Here is a 13,755-nt window from a genome sequence, read left to right on the forward strand (position 1 = left end):
ATTTCACCAGATCTCGTCGACGGCACCGTCGAGAATTGCCTCGCGGAGTCGATATTTCTGGACCTTGCCCGACAGGGTGACGGGAAGGGTGTCGGTGACAAACCAGCGTCGCGGCGTCTTGAACGGCGCGAGGGTGTCGCCGAGTTGTTCTTTGACCGATGCGACCAGATCCTCGGGCCGTTCACCACGGACCACGAGCACGGCGGCCACGGTTTCTCCCCACTTCTCGTGCGGGATGCCGACGACTGCTGCCTGCTGGATCGAATCATGTTCGACCAGGCGAGATTCCACCTCCGCCGGGGCGATGTTCTCGCCGCCGCTGATGATCATGTCTTTGAGCCGTCCGGTGACGGTGACGAATCCGCGTTCGTCCATCATTCCGAGGTCGCCGGTGTGCAGCCAGCTTTCGTCGTCCACTGCCGCCGCGGTCGCGGCCGGGTCGCGGTAGTACTCGATCATCTGCTGATAGCCGCGTGCGCAGATCTCACCGATCACACCGAGCGGAGCCACCCCGGCGCCGCCCGAACCGGCGATCTTCACTTCGACTTGCGGGATGGGGCAGCCCACCGTGCTGAGTTGGTCGGCGAGCGAGTCGCTCTTGCGGGTCAGGGTGATCACCGGGGCCAGTTCGGTTTGACCGAAAAGATTGTGTACCGCCGCACCGAAAACCCGCGCCGCGCCCTCGATCATCACCTGTGGGACATTCGCCGCACCACCGACAATGCTGCCGATTTTCGGTGCGGCAAACTCGTTTCCGCGGGTGGTCTCCAGCAAGGCGCCAAGGATCGTGGGCACGAAGAACAGCACATCGGCGTTCTCGGCGGCAACCAACTCGAGAACCTTACCGGGGACGAAGGTCTCCACCAGCACAGTCGTGCCCGCCATCCAGACAGGTCCGAGGGTACCGATCACACAGGCTGCGGTGTGGAACATCGGCAACGGATTCACGAACACCGATCCATCCGAGATCTCGGCGGCCTCCATCGTCATCCTCGCGACATTGACCAGCGAACGATGCCGAAGCAGAACGCCTTTCGGATTCCCGGCCGTACCCGAGGTGTACTGAAGCATCGCCGGATCGCCGGGATCGATGTCCGGCGAGACAAAGTCCGACGTGTCCGACTGCCAGCGTGCGATGTCTGCCAGGCTGATCCGCTGCCGGACGCCCGGCACCCGATCGACTGCCGCCGCGGCGACCGTCGCCATGTCGTAGCCGCGGTATTCATCGGCGTGGATGAGCACAGTTGCTCCGGAATGCTCGAGTGTGTAGACCAGCTCGCCTTCGCGAAATGCAGGGTTGAGCGCCACGAGCACCCGGCCCGCCAATGCGGCGCCGAATTCGATGATGGGCCACTCGATGACGTTCGGTGCCCACAACGCCACGAACTCGCCCGGCTCGGTGAGTTCGGTCAAAGCGGCCGCAACTCGCCGCGCCTGGTCGTAGAGCTCACCGTATGTGAGGCGGCGAAGCCCCGAGCCGCCGTGCGGTGTTCCGACCAAAGCGACTGTTGCGGATTGGTTCTGGGCCCGATCGGCAAGGAGGGAACCGACCGTGTGGTCCGAGAGCGGCACGCTGTCGTCGGCCGCCCAATAGGACTCACTGAGTTTGCGTTCAGCCACGGCTGTCATAGGCATGCGCTTCCGCTATTTCCCGCGAAATACGGGAGTTCTCTTCTCATGGAACGCCGAGACACCCTCGGCGAAATCTTCGGAGTCGAACAGCTTCACCTGGTTGTCGACTTCGTTGTCCAGCACCGTCATCGGATCGCGCGGCCAGCGCACGAACATCTCCTTCAGCGCCGCGACCGCCAGCGGGGGCGCGATAGCCATCCGCTCGGCATCGGCGAGCGCCGACTCCAAGGCGGTGCCCGGAGCCACGACCGCGTCGGCGAGACGGATTTCGACTGCCTCGGTACCGGTGAGCCGCATGGGCAGCAACATGAGTTCGCGGGCCTTGGCCATACCGACTCGCGCTGGTAGCGAAGCGAAAATGCCCATATCCCCGGCCAAGCCGACACCGGTGAACGCGGTGCTGAAAACGGCGTCCGCCGCAGCGACGACCCGATCGCATGCCAATGCCAAAGACACACCCGCACCGAAGGCGGCGCCCTCCACCGCTGCGATGACCGGTTTGCCGCCCTGCCAGATCGCGCGCACCACCCGTTGCGCGGCCTCGGCGCGCGGCCGAGCCTCCGCCTCGTCCATGCGCCGCATGGTCGAAATATCGCCGCCCGCACAGAAACCCGCGCCAGCACCGGTCAACACGATCACCTGCACGCTCGAATCGGCCATGGCCTCCTCGAATCGTTCGGCCAGTGCGTAGCGCAGCGACAGATCGATGGCATTGCGCCGCTGCGGCCGGTTCAGGGTGATAATCCGGATCGGCCCGCGGTCCTCGGTCAGTACGGGTGAATCATGGCCGGACAATGCTATTCACCTCGGAACTTCGGTTCGCGGCGCTCGATGACAGCGGCCAGACCCTCGCGGGAATCGGCGGTGCCAGACAGCTCGGACACTGTGCGGGCTTCCTCGGGCAGCCGGTCCGCCACTGTCGCACCCACGCCGCCCCACACCAGGCGCTTGGTGGCGCCGATCGCTTTGGGCGCTGTCGTGGTGAATTGGCGTGCGTAGGCAAGTGATTCGGTTTCCAAGTCGGCGGCCGCCACCACCTTGGTCAGCAGTCCGATCTCGAGTGCTTCAGCGGCGTCGAGGACCGGATTGGCCAGCAGGATGTGCATGGCCTTGCGCAGGCCGACCAACTGGGTCAGGGTCACCGAGACGCCCGCATCCGGAGCCATGCCGACACGCACCGCCCCGGACATGAATTTCGCTGTGTCGGCAGCGATCACGAAATCCGCGGCACAAACGAGGCCGAAACCGCCACCACCCGCGGCGAACCCGTGCACCGCTGCGATGACCGGCACGTTCAGCTGAGTGAGAGCGGCGGCAGCGATCTGCAACCATGCCGTGGCCTCACGCAGATAGTCCGGCAACTGTTCGCCCTTGGACGCGAATACCCGCACGTTACCGCCGGCACAGAAGTGCTTACCCGCACCGGACAACAGCACTGCCCGGACCCGCGGGTCACCGTGGACCTGCATAATCGCGGCATGCAGTGCCTGAAGGAACGGCACGTCCAATCCATTCGAGGTCTCGGGGCTGTTCAGCAGCACACGGGCAATACCGTTGTCGACATCGACACGAACCAGGTCATTCATGAATTGCTCCCTGTGGTGAATGCGCCGATGCCGTCGGCTGCTGACGGGCTGGTGAGATGGTCGAGGACCGTCTCGAATTCGAGACTCAGTCCTTCCTCGAGCGACATGCCCAGACTCTCGTGGACGAGTCGTTTGCTCCTGGCCAGTGCCGTGGGATCTTTCATGGACAACTGCTCCGCAAAAGCCCGCACTCCGGAGTCGAACTCGGACGCGGAGTACTTCCGGTATGCGAGTCCCCATACCACCGCGTCGTCGGCCGTAAGACGGTCTCCGGTGAGAATGTGCGCCAGCGCGCGTTGCCGTCCGACCAGCCGTGGGAGTCGTTGCGTACTACCGCCGCCCGGGACCTGCCCGTACCGCGAGTGGATGTCCGCGAGCACCGCGCTCTCGTGAACCAGCACGATATCGGCGGCCTGAGCGAGTTCGAACCCACCGGCCGTGGCATAACCTTCGACCGCGCAGATCACCGGCACCGACAGCTCGGCGATCGCGTCGCAGGCAGACCGGAAGTTGGCGAACAGCGGAGCCATGGCGTCGCGCCCCTCTGCCCGCAGCCGTTGCAGTTCATGGAAATCGCCTCCGGCGCAGAAGTTTCCGCCACTGCCGCGAATCACGATCACCTTCGCTCGCGCGGCCGTCTCGATCAGCGCGAGGTGCAACCGCGCACCCAATTCGATGGTGATGGCGTTCATCCGTTCGGGCCGGTTGAGGGTGATGGTGCCGACGCCGTCGGTCACCTCCGTCAGCACCACCTCCGCCGACGTCACGCCGAGACCGGCCTGTGGCTCCGGTTGACTCACATCAATCGCCCTCCCCCGACCTCGAGCACCGCTCCGGTCATATAGCTGGCCAGATCCGAGGCCAGAAACAGTGCGGCACCGGCCACTTCGTGCGGCTGCCCGGCTCGCTTCATCGGAATAGCGGCCTCACGTTCGGCGAAGACCTCCGGCGGCATGGCCTCGGTCATGGCCGTGTGGATGAGTCCGGGTTGAATGGCATTGACGCGAACTCCTTTGTGCGCCAGTTCCTTCGCGGCCGCCTTGGTCATGCCGACGATGCCGGCCTTGGCGGCGCTGTAGTTGGTTTGCCCAGGGTTCCCGGACTTGCCCGACAGCGACGACATGTTGATGATCGCCCCATGTCCGGCCTCGCGCATGACCGCCGACGCGGCCCGCAGCCCAAGCCAAGTGCCGCGCAGATGCACTGCGATCACGGTGTCGAAGTCGGCCACGGTCATCTTGCGCAGCGACGCGTCCCGGGTGACACCGGCATTGTTGACGAACACATCCAAGCCGCCGGCCCAGCGCACTGTCTCGTCCACCAGGCCCTGCACCGAATCCTCGTCGGTCATATCGCAGCCGATCCCGATCGCGTGTCCACCGACCGATTCAGCCGCCGCGTGGGCACCCTTTTCGTTCAGATCGGCCAGCACGACCCCAGCACCGTGCTCATGGAACAGCTGTGCGATGGCCAGCCCGATACCGCCTGCGGCGCCGGTGACGACAGCGGTCTTCCCGCTGAGCAGCTTGCCGGTCATGCGATGAACCGTGCGATCGACTCGGCGACACAGGCCGGTTTGGCCGAGCCCTCCACCTCGATGGTGGTGATCATCTTCGCCTGGACGCCGCCGAGCACTTCGTCGACGGAATCGATACGTGTTGTCGCCCGCACTCGCGAATTCACCGGCACCGGCGAGATGAAGCGCACCTTGTCGAAGCCGTAATTGACGGCCATGGCCAGCTTTTCGATGCTGTAGAGCTGGTGATTCAGCGCCGGCAGCAGCGACAACGTCAACAGACCGTGCGCGATGGTGCCCTTGAACGGCCCGTCCGCGGCACGCTCCGGATCCACGTGGATCCACTGGTGATCACCGGTCGCGGCCGCGAAGGTGTCGATCCGCTTCTGATCGACCTCGAGCCACTCGGTGGTTCCCAGCGACGTCCCCGCCGCGGCGGCGAACTCCTCGATGGTGGCGAAAACTCGCACGTCAGCACTCCTCACTAGACTTTGAATTTAATATAGATTTTAATAGTGATCGGGTCAATCCCACCGACCCGACCCGACCCGCACGGTTGCGAAGGCCGATCAGAGGCGCCGATATGAACAGCGTGTCATCGCCAACCGTCGGAGTCGTGGACGGCTTCCACCAACCACGCCCCCGACGACGTCACTGTCCGCTCGTCGACGAAGGAGTTGAATCGCATGGACCTACAGCTGCGCAATGCCCGTGTTCTCGTCACCGGCGGAGGCTCCAATATCGGGCGCGGTATCGTGCACGGCTTCGCGCGCGAGGGCGCACGCATCGTCATCAGCGATATCGACGCGGATCAAGCCAAGAGGGTGTGCACCGAAGCGCTCGACCTCGGCGCCGCGGCCGTCGAGGTCGCGACGGGTGATCTCACCGCCGACGGCATCGCACAGGTAGCGGTGGATCGCGCTGTTCGAAACTGGGGCGGGCTCGACGTGCTGGTGAACAATGCCGGGTGGAGCGTGCCCGGGTTCATCGCCGAGGACACCGACCGATCCAAATGGCAGCGCACCGTGGAGGTCAATCTCTACACCGCGATCGCGACCACCCAGGCCGCCCTTCCGGTGATGCGGGAGGCCGGCCGGGGCTCCATCGTGTTCATTTCCAGCGATGCCGCGTTCGGGCAGATCCGACAGGGCGTGTACGGAGCCACGAAAGCGGCTCTGACCGCACTGGCGCGCACCACAGCACGCGAGCACGGCCGCCACGGCATCCGCTCGAACGTGGTCTGCCCCGGATTGGTGATCCCTGAGGGACCTGAGGCCGTCGGGAAGGACAGCCTCTGGGCAGTCGGCAACGACTCGGTGTTCAACGAGAAGCAGATCGAATTCCTCCGCAAGGACATTCCGCTGCGACGCCTCACCATGGCCGAGGACATCGCTAATGCGGTCGTGTGGCTGTCCTCCGAAACAGCAGCCCGCCAGATCACCGGACAGATGTTCTCGGTCAGCGGCGGCTACACCATGCCGTAGCCCCGCTCCGCGGGCGACCGGATTCGACCGGGCGACCGCAGGCCGCACACCTGCCCCGCCAACCCCGCCATCGATTGGATATGGCCTGGAGACAACAGCATTCGACTTCTCCCCCGAGCAGGCCGACATTCAAACCCGCGCCCGGGCCTTCGGGGAGAAGTGGGCGCCGCTGGCGACCCGGATCGACCGAGAAGACGCCGCCCGGTCACAGGCATGGTCCGCGACACTGTCGAGATGGGTCTGGCGGGAATCACCATCCCCGCCGAATACAGCGGAAAGGGGCTCAGCGCCATCGAATTCGCGCTGGCCGTCGAGGCGGCGTGCCGGGCCATGGGGTCGTGGATCGCGGGCGATATTCTGTTCGCGACGTATGACCTCTCGGGCCATGACCGCCCGGCGGATCCGGCCCTGGCACCAGTCTCCAACTAGCCGTCACCTGGGACCGACCCACGAAGACCCGCACCAGGTCGTCCTGTCACGAAACTGGTTGATACCGCGCCCTTTTATCACCTTACGGACACATCCGGGTGGTCGCTCGGATGTCGAGTAGTTCGGTCTTGCGGTTGCGCGGCAGCTCGGTCAGGTACTTCACCCTCGCCGATCGTTTGCCGCCACGGGGTCGGATCCAGGGCAATCGCGCGATCGCGGTCCATACGGTTCGAATCGACCCGGTAGAACAACAGGTTACGCAGGTCGGTGTCCTTCCGGAACTGCTGGTCACTCCTCATCTGCGCGCTACTTCGCACCCGCTACACACCGTCACAGCGCCTCCCCTTTCGCATCTTCTGCTATCCAGGCTGCGATCTGGGCACGTGAGGTGAATGCAAGTTTGGTCAGGATGTGTTCGACGTGGCCTTCGGCGGTGCGCTGAGAGATGACCAGTTTGGCGGCAATCTGCTTGTTGCTGAGTCCTTGGGCCACAAGACCGGCAACCTGTCGCTCACGTTTCGTCAGCTTAAGGGAGTGGGCCGATTCGCTCATCGGCTTTGTGGGCTGTTCCCCGAGTGCGTAGGCGATAGCAGCGTCGATACTCATTGCATGCCCCCGCCGAAAGGCCGCCTCGTATCGGCGCGCGCCAAGGGCGTCACGGGTTCTCTGCTCGCATTCTTCGTGGAAGCGTGACATGTTGGGGAAAACAGCAGTTACATTGTTTCCTCTTGGCCAAAGGCGTCCCATTGCAGCTCCCATCAGAACAGCGGCACGCTCGACAGCGCCGTCGGCACTGGCAGTCCAGGCCAGCGACTCGAGGCTGAATGCCGTAGCAAGCGGGCTGCGCAGCCGCCGGTTGAGTCGGAGAGCTTCCAGGAGCTGCTGTTGCGTGCGGCTTCGCTCGTCTTGTTGCCATGCGGCAAGGGCAATGCCGCGCAGCGCAACAGATCGGAAAAGCAGTTCTCCGCGCGCTTCGGTGATCGAAACTACTTCACGGTAGCGCTCGGTCGCGCGAGTCATATCACCGCGCATTTCGTAGGCGAGACCGAGCAACGTCAGGGTGCTGACGTGGAAATCAGTGGCCTTATCCGACGTGAGGACCTCGAGGGCACGTTCGAAGGATGAGGACGCGGTAGCAGATTCTCCACGGACGAGCGCGAGAACCCCAGCAGAGTAGTCCAGGTGCGCGTCCGCTGCCGCTGTCGGAGTTTGTTCAGAAAGTGCTCGACCTTCGTTCAGGAGTTTGGCGGCTCCTTCGAAATCGCCCTGTTCTGCGGCCAGTTGGCTGCCTACACAAAGTGCTCTAACGCGGTCGGGTGTCAATTGTGTGCGGGAGTGGGCCAGGACACGATCGATCCAGTACCGGCCTTCGCCAAATAGGCCACGAAATGTCCAGAACTCATATAGCGCCGCGGCGGTGTTCAACCCTGCTCTGGCAGCTTCCTCGGTCTCTTCGGACAAGCATGTCTCGAGTGCTTCTCGCAGGTTGGGCTGTTCCCGCTCGAGTCGGGCAATCCAGTCCGGTTGTCGGTCGCTGATCCACTCGGCTTCAGCATTCAACGCCAACTGCTGATACCACTCGCGGTGTCGCCTGCGGAGGTCGTCGTATTCCCCGAACTCCTGCAATTTCTCGCGGCCGTAGTGTCGGAGCGTCTCGAGTAGCCGGAAGCGTACGACGGTCGGTGTCTGCTCACGGATCAAGATTGATTTGTCCAACAGAGAAGACAACACGTCGAGCGGACTGTCCGGGGTCAGGTCGGTGCCGCAAATCTGCTCGGCGTCGTCGAGTTCAAAGCTTCCGGTGAAAATCGATAAGCGGGACCACAGCCGCTGTTCGACGGCTGTGCATAGTTCGTAACTCCAGTCGACACACCATCGCAGGGTTTGTTGCCGGGCGGGGGCATTGCGGGTGCCGCGGGTGAGCAGTGCGTACCGATCGTCAAGTCGCTTCAGTATCTGCTGCGGCGATATGGTGCGCATCCGGGCCGCCGCCAACTCGATCGCCAGCGGCAGTCCGTCTAGTCGGGCGCAGATCCGAGCGATGGCGGACTTGTTGTCCTCGTCGAGTTCGAAGCCTGGAACTGCAGCTGCGGCGCGGTCGGTGAACAGAGTGACCGCGTCGAAGCGAGAGAGTCCCAGCAGAGTCGGCTCCTGGTCCGGTTCGGGGACTGCCAGCGGCGACAGTCGCAACACGGCTTCGCCGGCGATGTTCAGCGGTTCGCGGCTGGTGACCAGGATCCGCAAATTCGGGCAGCTGCGTAGCAATGTCCCGGTCAGCTCCGCCACGGCGTCGACCATGTGCTCGCAATTGTCCAACACGAGCAGCGCCTTCCGTGAGCTCAGATACTCGACCAGAACATCGAGCCACGCCTTTCCCAGTTGCTCTCGCGCGCCCGTCCTCGCCGCCACCACGTCGACCAGCAGGGAAGCGTCGGATACGGCGGCCAGTTCGACCATCCACACCCCGTGTGGGAATGGTTGCCCACTCGAGGCGATTCGCAGTGCCAGCCGTGTCTTTCCAACACCTCCGGTGCCGGTCAGAGTCACCAGCCGCGACGTGGACAGCAGATTCCGCACCTCGGCCACTTCGGTGCGGCGACCGACGAAACTTGTCAGCTCGAGCGGCAAGTCGCCCTCGCTACCCGAGTCCATTGCCGCCGACTCGGCTCGCTGGGTAGGCAAGCGTTGTTTGCGGGGCGGGTACACAGAAGCTGGCTCGCCGTGCAGGGCCATCTCGTCCACTTGGAGACCGTGGTGTCGCTGAACTCGGCGAACGGCCTCTCCGAATGCTGCGGCTGACGGCCGCTGGTGGCGGTTTCGGCTCATAGCGGATTCCACCACAGCTGATACGTCACCGGGGATGCCGTTCTCCCTTAGGTCCGGTACCGGGTCAGTGGTGATCCGCAGGAACTGGGCTACCACCTTCTCTCCGCTGCGCCGCTCGAAAGCCGCATGCCCGGTGAAAGCACAAAACAAGGTCGCACCGAGCCCGTAGACGTCTGCGGCTGGTGTGGGAGCTTCTCCTTCGAGGACCTCCGGTGCAGTGAATGCTGGCGACCCGACCAGAGTGCCTTCGCTTGTTTGGAACCCGCCGGCGATATGCGCGATACCGAAATCGGTCAACGCTGGCTCACCGTAGTCGGTGAGCAGGATATTGCCCGGTTTGACGTCCCGGTGCACAATGCCGAGGCGGTGCGCGCTTTCGAGTGCACCGGCGATTTTTACCCCGATCGTCAATGCGTTCTCCACCGCCAGCGGGCCATGGCGGCGGATCCACGCATCCAAAGAATTCAGTGGGTGATAAGGCATCACCAGATAGGGCTGCCCGCTGGCGGTAGTGCCGGCTTCCAGGACGGTGACTATGTTCGGGTGCCCGGTCAGCCGACCCATTGCCCGCTGCTCTCGCAAGAACCGGGCCTGATTCTCGCTGTCCAGTTCTGCGGTGAGGACCTTCACTGCCACGGTCCGGTCGAGTGCTACCTGCGCGCATCGGTAGACCACGCCGAACCCCCCACGTCCGATCTCTACTGCGTCTTCGAAACCGGCCGAGCCCAACTCCTCCGTGACAAGCGTTGTCTCCTCACGGCAAGTACGCAGCGGATCGGCTTCTGTCATCTATCGCGGACCGTTCAACCAGACTCTCTGGTCTTAAGGAACATGGGTTCACTCTTTCGTCAACTGCCAGCGTATCGCCGATGAACTCTCGCAGAGTCTGGTTTTCGTGCTCTGCGCGCCTGGCAATCCCGTCGAGGGATGTTCTTCTGCAAAGTGCACCTGTACGGCGCGATCGCCTCGCGCACCGATTCGAAAATGGTGCCGGCACCAAGACCGATGGCCTGGCCGAGTTGCGGGCAGGCTGGCGGCCGCGCGGTTCGGCATCGTCGCACCCCCTACATCGACGCCGGAATCGGCAAACTTGGCGTTCGCGCGATCACACGGAGACTGGAACTCAGCGAGGTCGCGGACCTGGCGGTGCGCATCTGGCCGACTCGCTACAGCCAGCGCGCCTCTGATCCTTCAGCGGGAAGATCCCTGGCCGGATGCGAATGGCAGGTCATCCCTCGTTCGTGATGACCTGCCATATCGCGCGGTCGCTTGTGGCGACTCGAGCGCGGCGGGTCGACGCCGCGGGCCGGACGAGTTTGTCCAGCTTGTGGCTGCCTCCGCTACTTCGGTAGCGTGCGGTGGCCGATTATCTTCTCGCCCACGGCTGCGGACATTCGCCGCGGTGAAGGCGTAGTCGCGCATCTGTTCTTCATAGGCGCCGATGCTCTCCAGCACGGGTTTGCCGCCGCGTGCGACGGCGAGCAGTTCGTCGCCGAGCACGTGGGCGTCGCGCAGTGCGGTGTTGGCGCCGATGCCCAGCGCCGAGCTCATCGCGTGGATCGCGTCACCCATCACGGTCTCACTCGACGGCCCCCAGGCGGTATGCGCACGCAGCCTTGCAGGGCCAACGCTTGCACGGTGGCGACATCCCACAACCGCACAATGTCGAGCAGCGCGGGATGCCAGGTGCCCAACCATTGCTGGACGTACTCTTTCAGCCTCTGCGTGCTGGAGGTGAACAGCTCAGAATCGGGGAGCATCCGCTCGGCGAGCGAATTGAAGAGACGTGATCACACCGCGCCATTTCACGATGCGGCGCAGATTCTCAGGTTTGTGGTGCCGGGATTCGGCCGCGAGCTCAAGCAGATGAAAGGGCAGCGAGCTCCGATACCCAGTGCGTCGGAGCTCCCTGTCTGCTGTGAAACGCCTACCGTGCCGGCAGCGACAGCCGGTCCATGAACGCGTGGTCGCGCGACAACTGGTTGCCGCGGACGTGGATCAGGTCCATCCCGCGCTCGGTGATCGTCGGTGCGGAGCCGTCACGCGGTGTGATGTCGACTTCCCACACACAGACCTGCGCGTTGGCGCCAGCTATCCGGCGATCCTCGAGGACCCGGAACTGCATGTCCCACACCTCGAAGAACTTCCGCAGGTAACGGCGAAGGGCGTCGCTGCCCCGGATCGTCCCGCGGGTGCCGGGATCGCGGTAGTCGACGTCGTCGGTGTAGGTGGCGAGGGTCTTTTCTACGTCGAGCGTGTTCCAGGCTTCGATACAGCGCTGTGTTGCACTGAAGATTTCTTCGTCGGTGAGCAGGGGCTCGGTGACGGCGGTGTCGATCATACGGATCTCCTTCTTCACTGGTGACCGCGACTCAGGCGGTCCCGTCCTCGCGGTTCCACGCAAGCTGTTCTGGGTTTTCGCGAAATCTCTTGGTAATGGCCAGCTTTTGGATCTTGCCTGTCGTGCCGACGGGGAGAGCTTCCACGAACTCGACATGCTTGGGAACCTCCCAGAGGCCCACGCGCGCTCGGCAGAAATCCATCAACTCTTCCGGTGTCGAATGCGTATTCGGTGCTGCGACAACCACGGCAACAACGGCCTCGCCCCACTTCGGGTGCGCCGCACCGACAACGGCTACTTCCCCTACGCCCGGATGTTCGGCCAGGACATTCTCGACGACGGCCGGATAGACGTTGTAGCCGCCGGAGATGATCATGAACTTCTTCCGGTCCGTCAGGTGGATCCGGCCGTCCTCGTCTGCATAGGCCATATCGCCCATATGGAACCAGCCGTTGCGGAATGCATCGGCCGTCTCACCGGGCATGTTGTGGTAGCGGTCCAGCACGGGCCCGCGTACACAGATCTCTCCAGGAACTCTGGGGCCTACAGGCTTGTCGTCATCGTCGTGCAACTCGACGTCGACGTGCAGTAGCGGGCGGCCAACTGGTGCAGGCCCACCGGAATCGAGGTGGTCGAGCAGGTGTCGCTCCATCACGACCGCGCCCGTCGCCTCGGTCGATCCGTACCAGTTCTGGAACGTACACCCGAGAGTTTCCCGGGCGCGTTCGACGATGGCGGGCACGACCGGGCTCCCGAGGAGAACCACCGTCCGCAATGTGGTGAGCTGACGGGCCTGCTCCCGGCATTTCTGCTCGATCGCGTGGAGCATCGTCGGCACACAGAACATGACTGTTATCCCGCGGCGTTCGATGGTGTCGATAGCTTCGGCGGCGTCGAAGAGCCCTGGAAGAACAGTGGTGGCACCACTGGACATGCCATAGGTGTGGATGAAGATCGGAAACCCCGACCCCGGGAGATTGTTGAGGATGACGTCGTCCGCCGTGAACCCGGCCGCGTAGGGTGCCGACACCACCTGAGTTGCCGCTCCGACCTGGGTCAGCACCGCGCCTTTGGGGATGCCGGTGCTGCCGGACGTGTACGAGATCGCAATAGGTGAGCGTGGATCGAGGTTCGGCTCTCGGCACTCTGTCTCCGAGCGGGCGATCAGGTGTTCGAGGTCGTGTTCGAGGCCGTGTCTCGGTCCGTAGCCGACGAGCAATCGCCCTGCGGCTCGCCAGCTTTCGAGGTAGTCGCTGAGCGGCCCGACGAACTTCTCCTGAATCAGAACGAGCCGGACGTCTGCGTCGCGGACGATGTGGTCCATTTCGCGAGGCGAGTACCGCCAGTTGATTCCGACGCGGACCATCCCGCCGTGGAAGCAAGCGTGCCAATGGTCGATCATCTCGATACGGTCCTGGGAGATGATGGCTACCCGCCGGCCCGGTTCGATACCGAGGTCTTGGAACCCTCGGGCAAGGCGACACGCCCGCTCGTGGATCTCGGCCCAGGTGCGGGTGTTTCGCCCCTCCGCGTAGGCCAGGTCCGCGCCGCGGACACGGGCCAGCCGGGTCGCGATCTCGCGTAGGTAGCTTGTCATTGCCTCACACACCTCTCGTGGAAACGGCCATCACCGCATATGGACGTCTCACGCTGCGCAGTGAGCGACGATTGTGGCCTGAACGACCGTGTCCATTCGTGGGAATATTAATTTAACATAGAAAATATTTTGCCGCCAGGGTTCGTATCTCCCGATTGGACCCCCTCGACTCCGTGCTCACTCGGCGGTGCGCGCGATAACCGACGCAATATCCGCGAAGGTGCCGCCCCCATGGGACCGTAACGGGGTCGGGCTTGTAATCGCCACATCACCTGGTGGCTCGGTGGTCACCCTGCGTCGATGTCGACACCAGATCTATAGCGCTGCGCTGGCCCAGTGCCGCT

The 13,755-nt window shown here is 63.8% G+C and carries 12 protein-coding genes; 2 read left to right on the top strand and 10 right to left on the bottom strand.

Going from position 1 to position 13,755, the window contains the following annotated elements; translation table 11 throughout:
* Window positions 1-3: 3 nt before the first annotated feature.
* Genes ON44_RS40035 through ON44_RS40060 form a run of 6 tightly spaced genes read right to left on the bottom strand, consistent with a single transcriptional unit; the run spans window position 4 to window position 5,204 of the window.
* Window positions 4-1,629 carry a class I adenylate-forming enzyme family protein gene (locus ON44_RS40035; protein WP_040700054.1) on the bottom strand — a complete coding sequence of 542 codons (1,626 nt, stop codon included), beginning with the start codon at window positions 1,627-1,629 and terminating at the stop codon, window positions 4-6.
* A gap of 15 nt (window positions 1,630-1,644) precedes the next feature.
* The gene (locus ON44_RS40040) at window positions 1,645-2,427 is read right to left on the bottom strand and encodes an enoyl-CoA hydratase/isomerase family protein (RefSeq protein WP_040700055.1); all 783 of its coding nucleotides are present in this window, start codon (window positions 2,425-2,427) and stop codon (window positions 1,645-1,647) included.
* A gap of 2 nt (window positions 2,428-2,429) precedes the next feature.
* Window positions 2,430-3,218, bottom strand: coding sequence for an enoyl-CoA hydratase/isomerase family protein (locus tag ON44_RS40045; protein ID WP_040700056.1), 789 nt, complete (start codon window positions 3,216-3,218; stop codon window positions 2,430-2,432).
* Window positions 3,215-4,018, bottom strand: a complete 804-nt coding sequence (locus ON44_RS40050; RefSeq protein WP_373283289.1) for an enoyl-CoA hydratase/isomerase family protein — start codon at window positions 4,016-4,018, stop codon at window positions 3,215-3,217. The genes ON44_RS40045 and ON44_RS40050 overlap by 4 nt, the downstream gene beginning before the upstream one ends.
* Window positions 4,015-4,755 carry a 3-oxoacyl-ACP reductase FabG gene (gene fabG / locus ON44_RS40055; RefSeq protein ID WP_040700057.1) on the bottom strand — a complete coding sequence of 247 codons (741 nt, stop codon included), beginning with the start codon at window positions 4,753-4,755 and terminating at the stop codon, window positions 4,015-4,017. The genes ON44_RS40050 and fabG overlap by 4 nt, the downstream gene beginning before the upstream one ends.
* Entirely contained in the window at window positions 4,752-5,204 is a 453-nt protein-coding gene (locus tag ON44_RS40060; RefSeq protein WP_040700058.1) for a MaoC family dehydratase, read from the bottom strand. The genes fabG and ON44_RS40060 overlap by 4 nt, the downstream gene beginning before the upstream one ends.
* A 216-nt stretch (window positions 5,205-5,420) precedes the next feature.
* Between ON44_RS40060 and ON44_RS40065 the strand changes: the two genes are divergently transcribed.
* Together ON44_RS40065 and ON44_RS53155 are read left to right on the top strand one after the other, a co-directional pair.
* Entirely contained in the window at window positions 5,421-6,218 is a 798-nt protein-coding gene (locus ON44_RS40065; RefSeq protein ID WP_040700059.1) for an SDR family NAD(P)-dependent oxidoreductase, read from the top strand.
* A gap of 234 nt (window positions 6,219-6,452) precedes the next feature.
* Window positions 6,453-6,647: an acyl-CoA dehydrogenase family protein gene (locus ON44_RS53155; protein ID WP_245567521.1), complete on the top strand. Its 195-nt coding sequence runs from the start codon at window positions 6,453-6,455 to the stop codon at window positions 6,645-6,647.
* 330 nt (window positions 6,648-6,977) lie between these two features.
* Here the strand turns inward: ON44_RS53155 and ON44_RS40075 are convergent, their stop codons facing one another.
* The 4 genes from ON44_RS40075 to ON44_RS40095 form a co-directional block, all read right to left on the bottom strand.
* Entirely contained in the window at window positions 6,978-10,262 is a 3,285-nt protein-coding gene (locus tag ON44_RS40075; protein WP_040700061.1) for a protein kinase domain-containing protein, read from the bottom strand.
* A 402-nt stretch (window positions 10,263-10,664) separates the two neighbouring features.
* Window positions 10,665-11,045, bottom strand: a complete 381-nt coding sequence (locus tag ON44_RS40080) for an FAD-dependent oxidoreductase (RefSeq protein ID WP_040700062.1) — start codon at window positions 11,043-11,045, stop codon at window positions 10,665-10,667.
* A 355-nt stretch (window positions 11,046-11,400) separates the two neighbouring features.
* Window positions 11,401-11,814 (bottom strand): nuclear transport factor 2 family protein, encoded by a 414-nt coding sequence (locus ON44_RS40090; RefSeq protein ID WP_157187554.1) that lies wholly within the window; start codon window positions 11,812-11,814, stop codon window positions 11,401-11,403.
* Window positions 11,815-11,845: 31 nt separating this feature from the next.
* Window positions 11,846-13,411, bottom strand: coding sequence for a class I adenylate-forming enzyme family protein (locus tag ON44_RS40095; protein ID WP_083898454.1), 1,566 nt, complete (start codon window positions 13,409-13,411; stop codon window positions 11,846-11,848).
* Window positions 13,412-13,755 lie beyond the last annotated feature (344 nt).

Origin of the sequence: Nocardia vinacea NBRC 16497 (assembly GCF_000308835.1) — a bacterium.
GTDB classification, from domain to species: Bacteria; Actinomycetota; Actinomycetes; order Mycobacteriales; family Mycobacteriaceae; genus Nocardia; species Nocardia vinacea.